This is a genomic window from Streptomyces sp. NPDC038200 (assembly GCF_055600785.1).
In genome coordinates, this window is sequence record NZ_JBVJYH010000006.1 from 374,164 (window position 1) to 393,272 (window position 19,109).

General features: G+C 72.9%; 14 protein-coding genes and 2 pseudogenes. 6 read left to right on the plus strand and 10 right to left on the minus strand.

All coding sequences use genetic code 11. The features are described from left to right. Positions 1–92: 92 nt before the first annotated feature. A pseudogene (locus tag ACZ7KF_RS16170) lies at positions 93–365 on the plus strand (peptidase associated/transthyretin-like domain-containing protein); the annotation flags it as partial. Between the two features lie 15 nt (positions 366–380). Here the strand turns inward: ACZ7KF_RS16170 and ACZ7KF_RS16175 are convergent. Continuing rightward, the gene (locus ACZ7KF_RS16175) at positions 381–1,097 is read right to left on the minus strand and encodes a hypothetical protein (RefSeq protein WP_471074522.1); all 717 of its coding nucleotides are present in this window, start codon (positions 1,095–1,097) and stop codon (positions 381–383) included. A 101-nt stretch (positions 1,098–1,198) separates the two neighbouring features. Here ACZ7KF_RS16175 and ACZ7KF_RS16180 point away from each other — a divergent pair, with 101 nt between their 5' ends. Beyond that, the gene (locus ACZ7KF_RS16180) at positions 1,199–1,546 is read left to right on the plus strand and encodes a DoxX family protein (protein WP_471074236.1); all 348 of its coding nucleotides are present in this window, start codon (positions 1,199–1,201) and stop codon (positions 1,544–1,546) included. 103 nt (positions 1,547–1,649) lie between these two features. Further along, on the plus strand, positions 1,650–2,993 hold the full coding sequence (locus tag ACZ7KF_RS16185) for a pectate lyase family protein (RefSeq protein ID WP_471074239.1): 1,344 nt from the start codon (positions 1,650–1,652) through the stop codon (positions 2,991–2,993). Positions 2,994–3,077: 84 nt separating this feature from the next. Here ACZ7KF_RS16185 and metG read toward each other — a convergent pair whose 3' ends face one another. The 5 genes from metG to ACZ7KF_RS16210 form a co-directional block, all read right to left on the minus strand. Continuing rightward, positions 3,078–4,793 (minus strand): methionine--tRNA ligase, encoded by a 1,716-nt coding sequence (gene metG, locus ACZ7KF_RS16190; RefSeq protein WP_471074241.1) that lies wholly within the window; start codon positions 4,791–4,793, stop codon positions 3,078–3,080. A 140-nt stretch (positions 4,794–4,933) separates the two neighbouring features. Continuing rightward, positions 4,934–7,075, minus strand: a complete 2,142-nt coding sequence (locus ACZ7KF_RS16195; protein ID WP_471074244.1) for a VWA domain-containing protein — start codon at positions 7,073–7,075, stop codon at positions 4,934–4,936. A gap of 86 nt (positions 7,076–7,161) precedes the next feature. Then, complete coding sequence (locus tag ACZ7KF_RS16200) at positions 7,162–9,105, minus strand: FUSC family protein (RefSeq protein ID WP_471074247.1); 1,944 nt, start codon at positions 9,103–9,105, stop codon at positions 7,162–7,164. A 90-nt stretch (positions 9,106–9,195) separates the two neighbouring features. Next, positions 9,196–10,152 carry an endonuclease/exonuclease/phosphatase family protein gene (locus ACZ7KF_RS16205; protein WP_471074250.1) on the minus strand — a complete coding sequence of 319 codons (957 nt, stop codon included), beginning with the start codon at positions 10,150–10,152 and terminating at the stop codon, positions 9,196–9,198. Positions 10,153–10,162: 10 nt separating this feature from the next. Then, positions 10,163–10,951 carry an alpha/beta fold hydrolase gene (locus ACZ7KF_RS16210; RefSeq protein ID WP_471074253.1) on the minus strand — a complete coding sequence of 263 codons (789 nt, stop codon included), beginning with the start codon at positions 10,949–10,951 and terminating at the stop codon, positions 10,163–10,165. 86 nt (positions 10,952–11,037) lie between these two features. Between ACZ7KF_RS16210 and ACZ7KF_RS16215 the strand changes: the two genes are divergently transcribed. After that, positions 11,038–12,384, plus strand: a complete 1,347-nt coding sequence (locus ACZ7KF_RS16215) for an aminotransferase-like domain-containing protein (protein ID WP_471074256.1) — start codon at positions 11,038–11,040, stop codon at positions 12,382–12,384. Here ACZ7KF_RS16215 and ACZ7KF_RS16220 read toward each other — a convergent pair. Together ACZ7KF_RS16220 and ACZ7KF_RS16225 are read right to left on the minus strand one after the other, a co-directional pair. Beyond that, complete coding sequence (locus ACZ7KF_RS16220) at positions 12,284–13,207, minus strand: hypothetical protein (RefSeq protein WP_471074259.1); 924 nt, start codon at positions 13,205–13,207, stop codon at positions 12,284–12,286. The two genes, ACZ7KF_RS16215 and ACZ7KF_RS16220, sit on opposite strands and share 101 nt — an antisense overlap. 218 nt (positions 13,208–13,425) lie before the next feature. Then, on the minus strand, positions 13,426–13,947 hold the full coding sequence (locus ACZ7KF_RS16225) for a hypothetical protein (protein ID WP_471074262.1): 522 nt from the start codon (positions 13,945–13,947) through the stop codon (positions 13,426–13,428). A 246-nt stretch (positions 13,948–14,193) separates the two neighbouring features. Here ACZ7KF_RS16225 and ACZ7KF_RS16230 point away from each other — a divergent pair, with 246 nt between their 5' ends. Then, on the plus strand, positions 14,194–15,357 hold the full coding sequence (locus ACZ7KF_RS16230) for a PP2C family protein-serine/threonine phosphatase (protein ID WP_471074525.1): 1,164 nt from the start codon (positions 14,194–14,196) through the stop codon (positions 15,355–15,357). 108 nt (positions 15,358–15,465) lie between these two features. After that, the gene (locus ACZ7KF_RS16235) at positions 15,466–16,755 is read left to right on the plus strand and encodes a hypothetical protein (RefSeq protein WP_471074264.1); all 1,290 of its coding nucleotides are present in this window, start codon (positions 15,466–15,468) and stop codon (positions 16,753–16,755) included. A 3-nt stretch (positions 16,756–16,758) separates the two neighbouring features. Here ACZ7KF_RS16235 and ACZ7KF_RS16240 read toward each other — a convergent pair whose 3' ends face one another. Both ACZ7KF_RS16240 and ACZ7KF_RS16245 read right to left on the minus strand, forming a co-directional pair. Then, complete coding sequence (locus ACZ7KF_RS16240) at positions 16,759–18,720, minus strand: Ig-like domain repeat protein (RefSeq protein ID WP_471074267.1); 1,962 nt, start codon at positions 18,718–18,720, stop codon at positions 16,759–16,761. Positions 18,721–18,841: 121 nt separating this feature from the next. Further along, positions 18,842–18,985, minus strand: a pseudogene (locus ACZ7KF_RS16245) (amidohydrolase); the annotation flags it as partial. Between the last annotated feature and the right edge of the window lie 124 nt (positions 18,986–19,109).

Sequence of the window (19,109 nt, forward strand, 5' to 3'; positions counted from 1 at the left end):
CGGTCCCGGCCCACGGCTGGAAACCCCGAACAGGGCGGCGCAGACCGCGAACTGACCCGTCGTGCGCTGATCGTGGCCGGTGGCACCACCGCGGTGGCGGTGGGGGCGGACACCAGGAGCCCACCGACGACACCCGCTATCTGCGCGGCACCTGGCGCACCGACCGGCACGGGTACGGGACGTTCCGGACGGTCCTCCCGGGCTGGTACCGGGGCCGCTGCGTGCACATCCACGTCAAGGTGCACGTCGACGGCGCCTGGACGGACGCCGGGTACGAGGGCGGCCACACCTGCCACACCGGGCAGCTGTTCTTCGACGAGAAGTCGGTGCTGCTCACGGAGGCCGTCGAGCCGTATGCCACCAACCACGGACCGGCCCGGTCACCGCTCCCCGGTGTCCGGGCCGGGCTCCTCGTCCGGATCGGGCTCCTCGTCCGGGGACGCGCCGTCCTCCAGCAGCCGCTCGGCGATGTCGTCGGACCAGTGCTGCGCCCAGGCCCGCAGGGCGCCGACCTCCGGCTCGTCCAGCCCGAGGCGGCGGAAGTCGGTGTCGGGGTAGTAGTCGGTGCCGGTCAGCCGGGACTGGAGGGTGGGCAGGTCGAACGGATCGTGGGCGTGCCGGCGGCCCAACTCCTCCAGGCCGGGCAGGGAGAAGCGGGCCGCGGCCGCCCGCGCGTCGACGAGGTCGACGGCCGCACCCCGGTCGTACAGCGCCCGGATCTTCGTCCCGACCGCGTCCTCCAGCGAGAGCGCCGGGCCGTACCCGGTGAGTTCCGGCGGCTGCCAGAACGCCTCCTTGTGCAGGGCGAGTCCGCACGGCGTGCCGGTGGGCGGGTCGGTGACCGTCAGCTGTGCGGTGAGCGCGGTGACCGGTCCGGTCCGCACCTGCCGTCCCCGCGCTTCCAGGGCCGCGCCGACGGCGGCGGCGATGTGCTCGACGGCCTCGGCACTCTCGGTGGCGAAGTCGAGGTCGGCGTGCGGGCGTCGGAGCAGTCCGTGCGCCTGGAGGGCATAGCCGCCCGCCAGGACCAGACCGTGCGGGCCGCCCGCCGAGACGACGTCCGCGAGGAGACGGAGATGGGGTTCGGGGATGTCCACGATGTCCACGGGAAGATTTTTCCGGCTTCCTGTCACACCTGGGCGACCTAGGGGTTCACAGAGGTGTCCGAAGTCCTCCGAACACTCCTCGGGAGCCTCTCATGCGCACCGCCCAGATCGTCGTCACCCTGCTCGCCGCGCTCATGGCCGGATTCTCCGGTGCCGTGCTGCTGCTGCGGGCGCAGTGGATCGTGCAGGCGCTGGTCGAGTACCGGGTGCCGCGCTCGTGGTGGACCTGGCTGGGCCTGGCCAAGGCCGCGGGGGCCGTGGGCCTGGTCGTCGGCCTGTTCGTGCCGGTGGTCGGGGTGCTGGCCGGGGCCGCACTGGTGCTGTACTTCCTGGGTGCCGCGCTCACCGTGGCGCGGGCGCGGGTGTACGGGCACATCCCCTTCCCGCTCGTCTACGCGGCACCGGTGGCCGGGGCACTCGTCCTCGGGGCCCTGGTCTGAGCGGAGCGGCCGGAGATTTCCTCCGGCGGACGGCAACTTCCCGGCGCGCGGCGGCCACTGAGGAGTCGTAAGGCATGTTCGACACACCCGTAAGGACTCCTCCGTGGCAGCTCCCTCCCACCGCCGGTCCCTCCGCAGGCGGCGCACGCTCGCCGTGTCCGCCGCCGTCGTGGCCGCGGGTGTCGGCGCCGGGGTGTTCGTGATGAACGCGAACGCCGACGTCGTCGACCTGTACCACCAGACCCTCGCCGCCAAGGACGGCTGGGCCGCCTCCGGCACGGGGACCACCGGCGGCGCGAAGGCCGACTCCGCGCACACCTTCACCGTCTCCACCCGGGCCCAGCTGGTGAAGGCGCTGGGCTCGGCCTCCGACACCACGCCCCGCATCATCAAGGTCCGGGGCACGATCGACGCGAACACCGACGACAGCGGCAAGAAGCTGACCTGCGCCGACTACGCCTCCGGCACCGGCTACTCGCTGTCGGCCTACCTCAAGGCCTACGACCCCGCCACCTACGGCCGCTCCAAGCTGCCCTCCGGCACCCAGGAGAAGGCCCGCGCCGCCGCCCAGGACAAGCAGGCGAAGAACATCGTCTTCAAGGTGCCGGCCAACACCTCGATCGTGGGCGTGCCCGGCACCAACGCGGGGATCACCGGCGGCATGCTCCAGATCCAGAACGTGGACAACGTCATCGTCCGCAACCTGGCCTTCTCCGCCACCGAGGACTGCTTCCCGCAGTGGGACCCCACCGACGGCGACGACGGCAACTGGAACTCGAACTACGACTCGGTCACCCTGCGCGGCGCGACCCACGTCTGGGCGGACCACAACACGTTCACCGACGCGCCCCACTTCGACAAGGCGAACCCGAAGTACTTCGGCCGCGAGTACCAGATCCACGACGGCGCCCTGGACATCACCAAGGGCTCCGACCTGGTGACCGTCGAGCGGAACCGGTTCACCGACCACGACAAGACGATGCTGATCGGCAGCAGCGACAAGGACAGCACCGGCAAGCTGCGCGTCTCGATTCACCACAACGTGTGGAAGGGCATCGTCCAGCGGGCCCCGCTGACCCGCATCGGCCAGGTGCACATCTACAACAACCTGTACGACACGACGACCCTCGACGGCTACGCGCCCCTGTACAGCATCAACTCCCGCGCCAAGGCGCAGGTCGTCGCGCAGGCCAACTACTGGAAGGTGCCCTCCGGCGGCAAGGTCGCCAAGCTGCTCAGCGGCGACGGCACCGGCTCGGTCGCGGGCAGCGGCAACCTCGTCAACGGCACGGCCACCGACCTGGTCGCCGCGTACAACGCCGCGAGCTCGAAGAAGATCGGGACGACGGTCAACTGGACGCCGACGCTCACGGCGGGCCTTCAGACCTCGGCGAAGGACCTGCCGGCGGAACTGGCGACGACGACCGGCGCGGGCGTCCTGAAGTGACCCCGCCCTCGGCGTAGGCCGCGCGTACGCGAGGGGGCGCCGAGCCCAGCGGCTCGGCGCCCCTTCACCCGCGTGCGGTCCCGGTCAGCCTTCCTCGCCGCCGAAGCGCTCCTTGTACGCCGCCAGGTCCTCGTCCGTCAGCTTGGCGAACAGGACCGGCGGCACCGTGAACGGGGTGCCGGCCGGGACGGACACCAGGGCCTTCGCCTCCTCGGCGGTGACCCAGGCGGCGGTGTCGTCCGCCAGCGCGAAGGCGCCGCGCATCGCCGCCGAGGAGGCCGGGATCAGCGGCTCGGAGACCACCGCGTACAGGTGGATGAGGTTCATCGCCGTACGCAGGGTGAGGGCCGCGCCCTCCTTGTCGGTCTTGATCTCCAGCCAGGGGGCCTTCTCCTCCAGGTAGGAGTTGCCGGCCGACCACAGGGCGCGCAGGGCGGCGGCGGCCTTGCGGAACTGCAGGGCCTCCATCTGCGACTCGTACTCCGCGAGGAGCGCCGCGATCTCCTCGCCGAGCCGGGCCTCCGCCTCGCCGGGCTCGCCGCCGGCCGGGACCTCCTCGCCGAAGCGCTTCTTGCTGAAGGACAGCACCCGGTTGACGAAGTTGCCGAGGGTGTCGGCCAGGTCCTTGTTCACCGTGGCGGTGAAGTGCTCCCAGGTGAAGGACGAGTCGTCCGACTCCGGGGCGTTGGCGATCAGGAAGTACCGCCAGTAGTCGGCGGGCAGGATGTCCAGGGCCTGGTCGGTGAAGACGCCGCGCTTCTGCGAGGTGGAGAACTTGCCGCCGTAGTACGTCAGCCAGTTGAACGCCTTGACGAAGTCGACCTTCTTCCACGGCTCGCGTACGCCCAGCTCGGTGGCCGGGAACATCACGGTGTGGAAGGGGACGTTGTCCTTGGCCATGAACTCGGTGTAGCGGACGGCGTCGTCGGCGTCGTACCACCACGCCTTCCAGTCGCGGTTGTCCGGGTCCTGGTCGGCCCACTCCTTCGTCGCGCCGATGTACTCGATCGGGGCGTCGAACCAGACGTAGAAGACCTTGCCCTCGGCCGCCAGCTCCGGCCAGGTGTCCGCCGGGACCGGGACGCCCCAGTCCAGGTCACGGGTGATCGCCCGGTCGTGCAGGCCCTCGGTCAGCCACTTGTGGGCGATGGAGGAGGCCAGCTGCGGCCAGTCCTTGTCGTGCCGGGCGACCCACTCGCGGACCTCGTTCTCCAGCTTGGACTGGAGGAGGAAGAGGTGCTTGGTCTCGCGGACCTCCAGGTCGGTGGAGCCGGAGATCGCCGAGCGCGGGTTGATCAGGTCGGTGGGGTCCAGGACGCGGGTGCAGTTCTCGCACTGGTCGCCGCGGGCCTTGTCGTAGCCGCAGTGGGGGCAGGTGCCCTCGACGTAGCGGTCGGGGAGGAAACGGCCGTCGGCGGGGCTGTACACCTGCCGGATGGCGCGCTCCTCGATGAAGCCGTTCTCGTTCAGCTTGCGCGCGAAGTGCTGGGTGATCTCGCGGTTCTCGGGCGAGGAGCTACGGCCGAAGTAGTCGAACGCGAGTGCGAAGCCGTCGTAGACCGCCTTCTGGGCGTCGTGCGCCTGGGCGCAGAAGTCGGCGACCGAGAGACCGGCCTCCTTCGCGGCCAGCTCGGCGGGGGTGCCGTGCTCGTCCGTCGCGCAGATGTACAGGACGTCGTGGCCGCGCTGGCGGAGGTACCGGGCGTACACGTCCGCCGGGAGCATGGACCCCACCATGTTGCCCAGGTGCTTGATCCCGTTGATGTACGGAAGGGCGCTGGTGATGAGGTGTCGAGCCATCGCGGGCTGCTCCCAGGTCGGGGTGTGGTACGAACCTTGAAATCGTAGCCGACGTGTGTATGCCGCCCGCTTCCCGTTTTGCGGGCTGAGAAGCGGACGGCATGGGCGGGGCGGGGCGGTGGGCGCGGCGCGGCGGGTGGTTACGGGCGCCAGTTCGCCAGTACGCCCTCGTACAGCTCCGTGTCCGTCAGCTCGCGGGGGGTGGGACCCGCGTGGAAGAAGGACGCGTTGTCGGTCTTCAGTTTGCGGAGGTAGTCGAAGGCCTTGTTGTCGTGCTCCCCGAACGCGACGAAGGAGAAGAAGACGCCGGGGTGCGAGGCCGCCGCGGCGGTGAGGGCCTGGGTGGCGGGGGTCTTGGCGTCCGGGGCGCCGTCGGTCTGGAAGACGACGAGGGCCGGGGTGCCGGGGGCCACGTTCTTGTCGTGGTGGGCGAGTACGGCCTCCACGGCGGCGTGGTAGCTGGTACGGCCCATGCGGCCGAGGCCGGCGTGCACGTCGTCGATCTTCGTCTCGTGGTCCGGGGTGAGGGTGAGGTCGGTGGTGCCGTCGACCTCCGTGGAGAAGAAGACGACGGGGACCGTGGCCTCGGGGTCCAGGTGGGCGGCGAGGGCGAGGGTCTGGTCGGCGAGGGCCTGGGCGGAGCCGTCCTTGTAGTACGGGCGCATGCTCGCGGAGCGGTCCAGCACGAGGTAGAGCTTCGCTCGGGTGCCGGTGAGGTCGGTCTTGCGGAGGGTGTCTGTGGCGGCGTTGTACGCCGTGGCGAGGGCCGGGGTGAGGGACTTGAGCTGGGCGAGGGGGAGGGCGGGGGCGCGGGGGTCCTCGCCGACGGTGCCCTGCGGATCGCCGAGCCCGTCCACGCCCGCTTCCGCTTCTGCTTCCGCTTCCGGCTCCGCTTCCGGCTCTGCTTCCGCTTCCGCTTCTGCTTCCGGCTCGGGTTCGTTGTCTGTGGTCGTTCCGGTCCCCGTCGGCGCGGTCGCCTCGGCTTCGCCTTCGGCGTCCGTGTTCCCACCCGCACCACCCGTGCGGGTTTCGTCGTCGAGTGCGGGTGGCCCCTGCGGGTCGTCCTCGCCGTCGGCGGCCTGCGGGCCGACGGCCTCGTCCACGCTCGCTTCCGCTTCGCCCCGAACCTCGACACCCGACGCCGCTTCGGCCCGAGACCCGACGCCGGGCTCTGCCTCGGCCTCTGCCTCGCTGTCGGCTTCTGCTACGGCCTTGGTGCCGGGCTCTGCTGCGGCCTCGGGCTCGGTGTCGGGCTGCGCTTCGGCCTGAGGTTCGGTGTCGTGTTCTGCTTCGGGCTCGGGCTCGGGCTCGGTGTCAGGCTCTGCCTCGGCCTCGGTGTCCGGCTTCGCTTCGGCCTGGGGCTCGACGGCGGGCTCTGCTTCGGCCTCGGTGTCGGCTTCTGCTTCCGCCTCGCGCTCGGTGTCCGGCTTCGCTTGTGCCTCAGGCGCGGGCTCAGGTTCGGCCTGCGGTTCCGTTTCCGGCTCTGCCTTGGCTGCCTCCGCGCCGACCGGCTCCGGCGTCGGCACAGTCTCGGCCGGCTCCTGATCGGCCGCCTTCTCCTGCGCAGGCACGGACTCGTCCCCGGACTGCTCGTCCGCTTCGGCCGGCGTCGGGGCCTCGGTCGTCGGCTCGGCGACAGCCGGGGCCACTGCCTCGGGCTCCTCGGCCTCACCCGTCGCCTCGGCCTCGGCCGGGACCAGCTCGTCAGCCGTCGCCTCGGGTCCTTCGTCGGCCTTGTTCTCGGGCTCGGCCGGAACCGGCGCCGGGGCGCTCTTCTCGGCCTCGGCCTCGGCCTCTGCCTTGGGCTCTTCCTTGACCTCGACCTCGACCTCGGCCGGAGCCGGAGCCTCGGGCTTCTCCTCTGCCTCTTCCTCGGCCTTGGGCTCTTCCTCGGCCTCCGCCTGGACCGATGCCGGAGCCTCGGGGGTCTCCTCCGCCTCAGCCGGAGACGCTGCCTCGGGGGTCTCCTCGGCGTCAGCCGGAGACGCGGCCTCGGGGTTCTCTTCGGTTTCGGGCTTCGCCTGGGGCTTTTCCGCTGCCTCGGCGCTTGCTTCGGTCTCTGTCTTCGGCTCGGCCGGAGGCGTCGGGTCGGGGGTCTTGACCTTGTCGAAGGCCGCCGAGACCAGTTCGTGTTCCTCGGGCTCGGGGGAGGACTGGCGGGGTTCGGGGATGGAGGTGGGGGTCTGCGGCTGCGTGGGGGTCCGGTCCGCACCCTCCACCTCGGTGGCTCGTGTTTTGCGTGAGCGGCCGAATGCGTTCCTCAGGAGAGTGAGAATGCCCATGTGCAACCCTTCGCGTGAGTTGTAGCCCGTCAATCGCTGGCCAGGACGGACACGTAAGGTTAGCGGCCCCGGTTTTCGGGACCGTGTCAGTGCGGGGATGTGATGGCGCGGGCCGCGGCCACTTCCTGGCGGAGGGGTTCCAGGACGCTGCCGGCCGGGCCGGTGAGGTCGGTGCGGACCGCGATGAGGGTTTCCGCGCTGCGTACGCCTTCCGACAGCTCGCGCAGTTGCAGGGTCACCTGGGCGATCTCGCCGGTGGACGGGGGCGCGGCCCCGTGGCGGACGCGGACGCGGGCCGCCGTCGTGGCGTCCACGATGCGTTCGACGGCGACGACCAGCGGCCACCACGCGGCGGCGCGCCGGCCGGTCGGCGGCGGTTCGGTCAGGGCCCGCTGGAACTCCGTGCGGATGACGGAGAGGTCCCGGTAGAGGCGGCGGCGCATGCGGGCCCGGGCGGACGGGTCCGCGACGGGGCCGAAGGCCGCCTCGACGTAGGCCGCGGTGTCCGCCACCGCGTCGGCCAGGCGGTCGCCCACGCGGGTGTGCCAGCTCTCGGGCCACAGGAGGTAACCGGCGGTCAGCGCGATCGCGCAGCCCAGCAGCGAGTCGTTGAGCCGGGGGAGCAGCAGGGCCGTGCCCTGGTGGTTGAGGATGTCGGAGAGGAGCAGGATCACCGGGGTGATGGCCGCCGTCTGGAAGCCGTAGCCCCGGGGGGTGAGGGCCGGGACGAGGGGCGCCAGGAGGAAGAGCACGGGGACGTGCCACCAGCCCAGGGGTACCTCGGCCAGGATCACCGCCGCCACCACCAGGCCGGCGACCGTGCCGAGGGCGCGCAGCAGGGCTCGGGAGAAGACCGAGCCGAAGTCGGGCTTGAGGACGAAGGTGATGGTCAGGGCGACCCAGTAGGAGCGGGGGACGGGGACGAGGGAGACCAGGGCCTGCGCGATGCCGATGCAGACCGCCAGGCGTACGCCGTAGCGCCAGGAGTTGGCGGAGAGCACGACGTTGCGTGCCGCGCGGGCCGTACGGATGCCGAGCGCGGCGGGCCGGCCGAGTCGGTCGTCGATGCCCCGGGGGTCCACGTCGGGCGCGGTGACGACCTCGGCCGTGTGGCGCAGCGCGTGGTCGACCGCCCGGCCGGTCTCCGTGGTGGGCACGGGGAGGCGCAGGGGCGGGAGGGGGGTGTCGTCCGACTCCACGGTCCGGGCCAGGTGGCGGAGTGCCTCGGGGATCTCCGGCGGGAGCGGGCGGGCCGCGAGGTGGGCCGCGGGGGCCGCCTCGATCACCGGGGTGATCGCGTTCAACTGGGCGACCATTCTGGTGAGTTCGCGGCTGCGGCCGTGGTGGAGGGCGCGCCGGGCCAGGATCAGGTCGTACGACTGGTTCAGGGACTGGGTGACCGTGCGGCGGGCCGCCTCGTACTCCTCGGTGCGGTCCGTGCCGGCGCAGGTGAGGAGGTCGGCGACCGTGCGGTAGGTGGCGGCGACCGCCGTTCGTTCGGGGACGCCGGCGCGCAGCGGCCAGGCCAGCAGGGCCAGGAGGAGGACCAGCAGGCCGCCGCCGGTCATGAGGGCGGGGGCCAGCCACCAGGGGGAGGGGAGGGGGAGGCCCGCGCCCACCACGCAGTTGAGGAGCAGCAGGAGGCCGGAGACGGAGGCGACCGCGCCGATCGTCGAGATCATCCCGGAGATCAGCGCGACGCCGGTGACGGCGGCCACCGCGTACCAGCCGTGGCCGTACACCAGGGTGCCCAGGGTCACGCCGATCGCGCCGAAGAGCTGGGGGACGGCGATGTTGAGGATGCGCATCCGGTAGGCGTCGGCGGTGTCGCCGATGACGCCGGAGAGGGCGCCCATGGAGGCGAGGGCACCGTAGGCGGGGCGGCCGGCGGCCAGGCCGATCGCCAGGGGGAGGGACATGGCGAGGGCGGCACGGGCCATGGCGGCCCAGTTGAGGGGTGCCTGCGCGGGTGTGAGGTTCCGGACCAGCCAGTCGGGAGGGGTGAGGCCGATGGGGAACTCTCGGGGCATACGGCCATTATGGCTGGATCTTGGTGGTGGGTGAGTGGTGGGTGAGTGGTGGGTGCCCCTCCTCCGCCGCTTCGGCCGGTCTCTCCTGCGTCACTCGCGCCGATGCAGCGTCACGTCGACCACCAGGGCGCGGTGGTCGGTGCCGGGCACGCGCGGGAAGTGGGCGGCGGTCGCGGTGAAGTCGGGGGAGACGAGGACGTGGTCGATCTGGGCGCCGAGGACGGAGGCGGTGCGGGACGGCCAGCTCGGGGTGCGGTCGTGGCCGTCGAGGCGGGCCGCGTCGGTGAGGCCGGTGTCGAGGATGTGCCGGAAGGCCGCGTGGTCCTGGGAGGCGTTGAAGTCGCCGGCGAGGACCGTGGGGGTGCCGTCGGCCGCGGCGGCGAAGGCGCGGAGCCGGCCGAGTTCGCGGCGCCAGAGGCCGACCTGGTCGGGCAGCGGGGGCATGGGGTGGGCGAGCTGGAGGCGTACGGCGTGGCCGTGCACGTCGGCGACGGCGCCGGGCATGCCCATGGTGCCGCGGACGCCCGGGGCGGGCCGGAGCGGGAAGCGGCTGAGGATGAGGGAGCCGTGGGAGCCGTTCGCCTCGACGGCCCGGCGGTAGGGGTAGTCGGTCGCGAAGTCGCTCTCCAGGGTGGCCCGGCAGCCGGACTCGCATTCCTGGACGAAGACCACGTCCGGACGCCGTTCGCGCACGACCCGGGTCAGGGCCGGGGTGCCGCGGCCGAACTCCACGTTCGAGGTGAGCACGCGGAACGTGGCGAGGGCCGGGCCGTCGGGCTCGCCGGTCCTGCCGTACGGCTCCAGGTACCAGGCGAGCGCGCCGAGCACGGCGACCGCCCACACCAGCCCCGTCCACCAGCGGGCGAGCAGCGCGCACAGCAGGGCGAAGCCGGCCGGTGCGAGCAGCCAGGGCAGGAAGGCGAGGAGCTGGGGGACGGGGGTGATGCCGTCGGTGTCGGCCATCCGGCAGCCGACGACCGCGCTCACCCCGGCGAGCGGCAGCCCGGCACACCAGGCGCCGAGCCTGCGTCCGGGGTGCTGGGTCACGGCAGTGAGCCTACGGTCGCCCGTCCAGCCGCGCCAGGAATGCACCGAGGGCCCGGTTGAACTCCTCGGGCCGTTCCAGGTTGGGCAGGTGGGCGGCGCCCGGGACGACGTGCAGGGCGGAGTCGGGGAGGGCGGCGTGCATCGCCTCGGCGTCGGCGACGGGGGTGTAGGTGTCGTCGGCGCCGACCAGGACGAGGGCGGGGACGGGCAGCCGGGCCAGCAGCGCGCGGTAGTCGGGGCGTTCGGCCCGGCCGCGCAGCGCCGCCGCGGCGCCCTCGGGGGAGGTGGCCGTCATCATGCGGTGCACATGGGCCTTGACCTCGGGGCCGGCGTACGGGGCGACCATTTTCTCCAGCACGTCGTCGGCGTAGCCCCGCATGCCCTCGGCGAGCAGCCGGTCGGCCATGGCGTTGCGGCTCCGTCGGCCCTCGGGGGTCTCGGCGGCGGGGAAGGTGTCGGCGAGGACGAGGCCGCGGACGCGGTCGCCGAGGCGGGCGGCGCACTCCATGACGATCTGGCCGCCCATGGAGAGGCCGGCGAGGACGAAGGTGTCCACGTCCAGGTGGTCCAGGAGGTCGGCGATGTCCTGGGCGTGGCGGGAGAGCGGGACCGTGCCGGGGGTGACGGGGGAGGCGCCGTAGCCGCGGAGGTCGGGGGCGATCACCCGGCGGGTGGCGGCGAACTCGGTGAGCTGCGGGTGCCACATCGTGCGGTCGAAGGGGTGGCCGTGGACGAGGACGAGGGGAACCCGGGAAGTGGTTCCGGGGTCTTTGTCCTCGAATGCGAGGAAGGGGGGCATGGCAACGACCCTAGGTCGGCCCGCCACTCGGTGCAATAAAATCTTTGCCCTCGGTGCAATCAACGGGTGGGACGACAGGGGGACTTGTGGAGGACTACCGGCGCATCGCCGACCGGATCGCGGCCGACATCACCGGCGGGCGGCTGCTGCCCGGCCAACGGCTGCCGCCCCAGCGGGCGTTCGCGCGCCGGCACGGCATAGCGCCGTCGACGGCCGGGCGCGTGTACACCGAACTCGTGCGCCGGGGGCTGGTGGTGGGCGAGGTCGGGCGCGGGACCTTCGTGCGGGCCACCGCGCCGGACGGGCAGCCGGGGCACACCCTGGCGGAGTCGGCCGGCGCACCGCCGGTGAACCTGGAGCTGAACTACCCGGTCGCGCCGGGCCAGTCGGAGCTGCTGGCCCCGGCCCTGGCGCCGCTGCTGCGGCCGGACGCGCTCGGCCAGGCGCTGCGGCCGGCCGCCGCCGCGGGCACCCCGGCGGCCCGCGCGGCCGTCGCCGCGCTGCTGGCGCGGAGCGGGCTGCGGGCCGGGCCGGACCGCGTCCTGTTCACCGGCAACGCCCGCCAGGCCATCGCCGCCACCCTCGCCGCCCTGGTCCGTCCCGGCGGCCGGGTCGGGGTGGAACCGCTGACGTATCCGCTGGTCAAGGAGATCGCGGCGCGCCTCGGCCTGATCCTGGTCCCGCTCGCCACGGACGCGGAGGGGCTCGTGCCGCAGGCCGTGGCCACCGCCCACCGCGGCGCGCCGCTGTCCGCCCTCTACCTCCAGCCCGCCCTGCACAACCCGACCTCGCACACGACGAGCGCCGGGCGGCTGCGGCAGCTCGCCGACTGTGTCCACAGCCTGGGGATACCGGTGGTGGAGGACCGGATCTGGTCCTTCCTGCACCTCGGCGGGACGCCTCCGCTGGCCGCGCTCGCGCCGGAGCTGGTGCATCTCGTCGACGGTCTGTCCAAGCGGGTCGCGCCCGGTCTCACCGTCGGTTTCGCCGTCGTGCCGGAGGACCGGGTCGAGGCGGTGGCGCGGGCCGTGCGGTCGGGCGGGTGGAGCGCGGGCGGGTTCGCGCTGGAGGCGGCGGTGCGCTGGCTCGGCGACGGCACCGTGGACCGGCTGGTGGCCGCCAAGCGGCAGGACGCGCGGCGGCGGCAGCGGCTGGTCGCCGAGAAGCTCGCCGGGTTCGCCGTACGGTCCGATCCGGCCGCCTACTTCGCCTGGTGGGAGCTGCCGCGGCCGTGGCGGGCGGACACCTTCACGGCCGCCGCGCGGGCACGCGGGATCGCCGTCACCCCGGGCACCGCGTTCTCCGTCGACCCGGGCCGGACCCCGGACGCGGTCAGGCTCGGGCTCGCGTCGGTGCCGGAGCCGCAGCTGGCGCGGGCGCTGGCGACCCTCGCCGCGGTCGCGCGGGACGGGGAAGGCGCAGCCGGGGGGTGAGCCAGGTCAGGAGGGCGACCGCGAGGCCGAGGCAGAGCAGCAGCCAGGCGGCCGTGCGCAGGGTGGCGGTGAGGGCGTCGTAGACCGCGGCCGCGGCCGGGTGGGAGACCCCGGCGGGCAGGTCGGCCAGGGTGAGGCTGCGGCCCACGGAGAGGGCGAGGAAGAGCACGGCGCCGCCCACGGCCGTGCCCAGGGCGGTGGCGGCGACGGCCCGGCGCCGGCGTACGGCGAGGGCGATGCCGGTGACGGCGAAGGCGACGGCCGCCACCGGCAGCCAGAAACCGGCGACTTCGAGCACGTGGAACCCCTTTCGGAGCGCGGTCAGCCGGCCCGCCGGGAGCACGGCGACCGCGGTGTGTTCCACCGGGATGCGCGCGGCGAGCGGCACGTGATCGCGTGTGAGCTGGCGTTTGACCTGGGCGGTGACGGGTGCGAGGTCGATGGTGACCGCGCGGTCGTCCTCCTCGCGCAGGGCGCGCAGGACGGCGTCGTGGGTGACCCGGTTGCCGGTGTCCCAGGCGAGCCGGAAGGCCTGCGTATGGGTGAAGGAGCGCACCGCGTCCTGCACGAATGGGCGGACCGAGCCGCGGAACCGGCGGACGTCGAGGTGCTGGTCCACGGCGCGCAGGAGGCCGTCGCCGACCGTGTCCACCACGGCTTCGCGCACGGCCGGGTCGGCGGCGAGCGGCGCCATGGTGGTGACGTAGCGGCCCGTGTCGGCGAGCCCGTACGCCGCCCAGGCCGCCAGTGCGCCGAAGGGCAGCAGGAGGCAGGAGAGGGTGAGCAGTACGGCCGACAGGGCGCTCCTGAGGCGTGGGGACACGGTTCCAGGCAAGGCCCGCGGGGCCGGGCGCGCGAGCGGGAGGACTGCATTCGGGCGGCGGGTGACCCCGCTTGGCGGAATCCAAGCTTCCGCTCTCCGGTGGAGGGTTCACCCGATCGGGTGTTTCCTGGTGCTGGGGTGACAGTGGGGACACAGGGGAACGCGTGGGCCCCGGCCGTCCGGCCGGGGCCCACGCGTGCGACGCCGCTTCGCGGCGCTCAGCGGACCCGGTGTCCGGAGGCGTCCTCCCGCGTGTAGTAGCGGTAGAAGAACACGGCGAAGGTGACCGCCGACACCAGCAGGGACATCAGGATCGACCGCACCGTGTCGTCGTGGGGACCCAGCCCGGCGCCCTGGGAGGAGATGAAGCTGCCGCTCTGGCTGTAGAGGAAGCCGAACGCGCAGCCGACGAACGCCGTCCACGCCAGCGCGTGCGTCTCCCGCCGCATCCGCGGGGTCAGCACCATCAGCGCCATGCACAGCACGGCGAACACCAGCGCGCTGACCCAGCCGAGCAGCAGGTTCCAGCCGGTGATCGCACCGCCGTCCCGGCTGTTGGCCGCGACCCAGTAGCCGTAGATCAGGCCCAGCACGACCGGCACGCCGATCCGTGCCATCGCGTGGGTGCGGTTGTCGAAGACGTCGGGCGGACGGGGGTGCGCGCCGGCCGGACCGCGCTCCACCTCGGGCGTGCGGCCGGGCCGGGACATTCCGCCGGGCGCGGGTGCCGCTTGAGCCATGAGAGCACTCCTTACTCCTAGCCCCCGATTCACTCCTCGCCCCCGAACCACTCCTCGCCCCCCGATTCACTCCTCGCCCCCGATTGGCCCCCGCTCTCAGGGCACACCGGGGGACACGGCCTGGCAAGTCGGCCGGGCCGTGTCCGGACGGACCGGGAAGATCCAGGAGGGGGCGAGGGCCCGGATGCGTGCGGTTCTCTCCCGTGATTGGCTGAAAGACATGGAGGGCTGCCGGCCGTGACGGAGATGGAGTACGGACGGGGGCGCCCGCTCCTGCGGGTCCACGGGCGGAGCGTCGCGTGGCTGCCGCCCCTGCTGCTGCTCCTCGGCATCATCCTGCTGGACTTCAACACCGGCGAGACCTTCCGGATCATCACCTGGATCGTCCTGGTCCCGGGCATCGCCGCCGCGATCTGCGGGGTGTGGACGACGGCCGCCTACGGCGTCCTGTCGGTGGTGACGTACTTCGTCGTCGACAGCGCCTGGCCCGACCAGTACCAGGCCGGACTCGGCGACTTCCTCCTGGTCGCGCTCGGCGGCACCCTGGCCACCCTGGCCGCCGTCGTGCGCGTGCGCCAGGAACGGCAGATCCTGCGCATCCGCGACATCGCCGAGACCACCCGGCGTACGGTGCTGCGCCCGCTGCCGCCCCGCTGGGCCGGACTCGAACACGCCGGGGTGTATCTGGCCGCCGACGTCGAGGCCCGGGTCGGCGGCGACTTCTACGACATCCAGCCCGGCCCGGACGGCGCCCGGGTCCTCGTCGGCGACGTGCAGGGCAAGGGTCTCGGCGCGGTCGAGACCGCCGCCGCGCTGCTCGGCACCTTTCGCGAGGCGGGCTACCACGAGAAGGACCTCGGGACCGTCGCCGAACGCCTGGAGGTCCGGATGCTGCGGCACCGCAGCCACCGTGCCGCGATCGGCCGGGACGACGGCGACCGCTTCGCCACCGCCGTGCTCATCGCCTTCCCCGACGACGCCCCGGAGACGATCGAGGTCACGAACTTCGGGCACGAGCCCCCGCTCGCCGTCGGCCCGCGGGGAGTCCGGGAGCTGCCGAGCGGTGACGGGATGCCGCTCGGCCTCGCTGACCTGGGCGGCGGCCTGCCGCCCGTGCACCGGGTGCCGCTGGCCGCCGACGAGACGCTGCTGCTGGTCACCGACGGGGTGACCGAGGCCCGTGACACGCCCGGCGAGTTCTATCAGCTGGTCCGCGAGGTCGACCGCGCGGTCCGCGCCGACCCGCGCCGCGTCGAGCCCCGGCGGCTGGTCCGGCGGGTCCGCGACGGCGTGCTGCGGCACAGCGGGGGGCGGCTGGAGGACGATCTCACGATCTTCGCGGTGCGCCGGGCGGCGCGTGCCGGAGGCGCGCCGGGCGAAGACCACGAACGGGGACGTTTGCGGTCCTGAGGCGCCGGTTCGCGGCGGCAGCGGCTACGGTGCTGGCTGGAGAGCGGATCCACGGGGTTCTCGGGCCGGAGGGTTCACGGGGTTCGCAGGGTGACAGGGGGAGGCACGATGCCCGGAACCGTGCTGTTGCTCGCGGCCTCGCCGCTGGGCCGGGGGCGCCTGGTGGACGCGGCCGGGGTGCTGCCGGTGCTGGCGGCCGTCGCCCCCGCCGTGCTGTCCGGCACCGACACCGCGAACGTCGTCGAACTCGCCGACCCGCTGGAGCCGCAGGCCGTCCTGACCCGGCTGCGGGCCGCCGCGGCGGCGCCCGGCCCGCTCACCGTGTATCTCACCGGCCAGCTCCATCTGGACCGCCGCCAGCACCAGGTCCATCTGGCCCTGGCCCGCACGACGCCCTCCACCATCCGCTACACGGCACTGCCCTGGCACTGGATCCGGGAGGAGCTGCGGCTGCGCTCGGCCGCGGACACCGCTCTCGTCCTCGACCTCCACACGGACGCCGAGACCTGGCGGCACCTCGCCGAGCGCGGCCTGGACTGCGGCCGGCACACCGCCGTGTACGGCCGTGTCGCCCCGCCCGCCGGCCGCCGGGGCCTGGCCGAGCCGGCGTACATGAAGACGGTGGCCACGCTGCTGAGGAGCGGCCACCGCCCGCCCCTGGACGTCCTGCACCAGCAGACGCTGTCCCGGATCGCCCAGGAGACGGCGGGCAACCTGCTGCTGGCCGGCGTCGGCGGCCGGCTCCCGGGATCCGCGCCGGCGGCGGGCTTCGGCCCGGCCGCGGCGGCGGGGACGGAAGCCTTCCACCCGGCCGTGCAGGCCACCGCCCCGGCACAGGCGCAGGCGCAGACACCCGCACCGGCACCGGCACCCGCACCGGCACCGGCACCCGCACCGGCACCGGCAGCGGGACCGGCACCGGTACCGGGAGCTGGATCGGTATCGGCAGCGGCTCCGGCGCCGGACGCTCGTCCGGCCGATCCGCACGCGGACATCAGTGCCGCCGTGCGGGGCGGACGGCACGGGGAGGCCGACGGGATCGCCGCCCGGCTGGAGCAGGACGCGGTGCGGGCGCACGGCGCCGGTTCGGAGCAGGCGCTGCACTGGACCGAGGTGCGGGCCGATCTGGCGATGTTCGCGGGGGACCCGGTGCGCAGTTGCCGGGCCTGGCTGGCGGTGGCCGAGGCGCGGCTGGCCGCGGGGCAGGCGGTGGACGCGCCCGCCGTGGAGGCGGCCGTGGACCGCGCCCACCATCAGTGGACCCGTATCAAGGACACGGCGCGGGCCCGTGAACTCGGACCCGCGCTCGCGGAGTTGCGGCTGAGGGTGCCCGGCCGCCGGCGCGGCGCGCTGGAGAACGTCCAGCGGCAGCTCCGGCAGCTCCAGGCGGCCCGGTAGCGCCTACTGGGTGAAGGTGAAGTACTTCCAGGCGCCGTGCGTCGTGGAGTTCACCGTGTCACCGGAGGAGCTGTTGATGTACGACGAGCGGACCCGGAAGCGCCAGCCGACGTCCTGTCCGTGGTCGCCGGTGATGCGGACCTTGGACACGCCGTCGGAGCCCAGCTTGAAGTACGAGGGGTCGCCCGGGTACCAGCGGCCCTGGTAGTACACCTCGAACTCGAACTTCTGCGCCCGGCCCGGGAAGTACGACATCTTCGTCGTGATCATCGGGTCCTTGGACTTGTGGAAGAAGTAGTACGTGTGGCCCCACGCCGACTTCGACTTGTAGTGGTTGCCCACGGACGTGGACACGCTCACCATGGCCCCGACCGTGCTGGAGGCGGACGCCGACTTGTAACGGGAGTCGCCCGCGAACTTCGCGGTGACCTTGGTGTCCCGCTTCAGGTCCAGCGTGACCGACAGGTCGCCGTGGGAGTTGACCTTGCCGGTCTTCACCTTCTTGTTCGGCTTGTCGGAGCCGAACGGGTCGGCCCAGATCTCCACCGTGCGGTTCTTGTACGTCTTGCCTAGGTGCGCGGTGAACTTGACGTCCTTGCCGTACGAGTACACCTTGCCGTTGTTGTTGACGGTCAGCGTCGGCTTGGCGCGGGAGACGTCGACCGAGTCGGCTGCCTTGGCGGCCGTGTGCGCGGCGTCGCCGTCGAACGCCACCGTGTACGTGACCCGGCCGCCGGACGGAGGCGTGTCGGTGAAGCTGAACGCGCCGCCGGTGCCGAGCGGCTTGGTGCCGAGGGACTTGCCGTTCGGCGACTCCATGTCCGTGCGGGTCACCTTCAGCGGGGTGCCCGCCGGCAGCGCCAGCCCGGAGGTGAGCTTGCCGGTGACCTTGAGGGACTTGGCACGGGCCGCGGACGTCGGCGCGTTCACCGTCAGGGTCGCCTCGTACTTGCGGGGCTCGTTGATCCGGTGCAGTTTCATGGACCCGCCCGGGTCCGTCTGCACGAAGAGCTTCGAGCCGTCCGCCGACCAGCTGATCGCGTGCGCGCCCCACGGCATCCAGTTGTGGGAGACGTTGCGGACGCTGGGCTTGTCGGGGCCACCGGTGAACACGTAGGTGTCACCGGCGTCGTCGGTGTCCAGGACGGTGGCCGCGACGGTGCCGTCCGGGGCGATGCTCACCGTCTCCGGCTGGTCCTTGACCGGGTACGTGCGCACCTGGGCCAGGTCCGAGAGCCGGTACTCGGTGAGGGCGCGGGTGCCGGGACCGGCGACCACGACGTTCTGGCCGTCCGGCGTGAGCGCCGCGTCCTTGTAGAAGCCGCCCTTGTCCTCGGTGACGCGGATGACCGGTGTGCCCGAGGAGATGTCGTACACGATGATCGGGCCGGAGCTGATGCCCGCGTCCAGGGCGAGCAGCGTGCCCGGGTTGTCGGGGTCGGCGTACAGCTTCGGCGGGCTGGCGAAGTCGTGCCCGGCGGCCAGGTCGAGGGTGACCGTCGGTGTCTCGGCGGTCAGGTCGACCACGCCGAGACCCGAGTCCCACTGGTCGCCGTAGCCGAACCAGAGCTTGCCGTCGGCGAAGGAGACGCTGGACGGGATGGTGCCCGGCCCGGTCGGGTACTCGGCGGTCTGCTTGAGCGTCGCGGTGTCGATCGCGACGATCTTGTCGGCGCCGTAGAGAGCCGCGTACAGCGTGTTGCCGTCCGGGCTCAGTTCGAGGTCGCGGACCTGGGGCAGGCCGGTGATGGTGCCGGTGTAGTAGCCGGTGGCGTCGGTGACGACGATCCGGTTGTTGTACCGGTCGGCGAGGAAGATGTGCTGGTGGACACCGTCCACCACGGTGTCGCCGGCGTCCGAGAGCGGGATGGGCCGGTCGGTGTCGGCGAACGACGGCACGGCGAGCGCCGTCGAGCCGATGAGGGCCGCCAGGGCGGTGGCAGCAAGGAGAGAGCGCTTGCGCACGCTGATTCGAACCCCCCGGAACGAATGAAAGAAGCGCGTGCCCGAGTGGGCACGGCGAAGTGTGAGCCCCCTGTGCACGAGCCGTGTGTGCCTCGTGCGACGAGTGTGCGCAAAGACTAGGTCATGCCACCGACAACAACGCCAGGGCCCCCGATACCAGAGTGCGGACACCCGGGGCAACCGTGGACAGGTCGGGCGCGAAGTGGGGGCTGTGGTTGCTCGGGACGGCCGAGAATTTCTCGGCAAGCGTCTCGCCGGGCGCCTGTTCGGTGTGCGGCGCGGGCACGGGAGCGGAGGTGAGGTCCGGGGCGGTACGGGCGGTGGCTGCGGTCACCGTCGCGGCGTAGGTCGGTTTCCTGATTCCCGGCACCCGTGCGCCGCCCTTCGAT

What these genes read in the sequence shown, in the direction of transcription:
- ACZ7KF_RS16180 (WP_471074236.1), top strand. Translation starts at nt 1,199, where the DNA reads ATGCGCACCGCCCAGATCGTCGTCACCCTGCTCGCCGCGCTCATGGCC.
- metG (WP_471074241.1), bottom strand. Translation starts at nt 4,793, where the DNA reads ATGGCTCGACACCTCATCACCAGCGCCCTTCCGTACATCAACGGGATC.
- ACZ7KF_RS16195 (WP_471074244.1), bottom strand. Translation starts at nt 7,075, where the DNA reads ATGGGCATTCTCACTCTCCTGAGGAACGCATTCGGCCGCTCACGCAAA.
- ACZ7KF_RS16200 (WP_471074247.1), bottom strand. Translation starts at nt 9,105, where the DNA reads ATGCCCCGAGAGTTCCCCATCGGCCTCACCCCTCCCGACTGGCTGGTC.
- ACZ7KF_RS16210 (WP_471074253.1), bottom strand. Translation starts at nt 10,951, where the DNA reads ATGCCCCCCTTCCTCGCATTCGAGGACAAAGACCCCGGAACCACTTCC.
- ACZ7KF_RS16225 (WP_471074262.1), bottom strand. Translation starts at nt 13,947, where the DNA reads ATGGCTCAAGCGGCACCCGCGCCCGGCGGAATGTCCCGGCCCGGCCGC.
- ACZ7KF_RS16230 (WP_471074525.1), top strand. Translation starts at nt 14,194, where the DNA reads ATGGAGTACGGACGGGGGCGCCCGCTCCTGCGGGTCCACGGGCGGAGC.
- ACZ7KF_RS16235 (WP_471074264.1), top strand. Translation starts at nt 15,466, where the DNA reads ATGCCCGGAACCGTGCTGTTGCTCGCGGCCTCGCCGCTGGGCCGGGGG.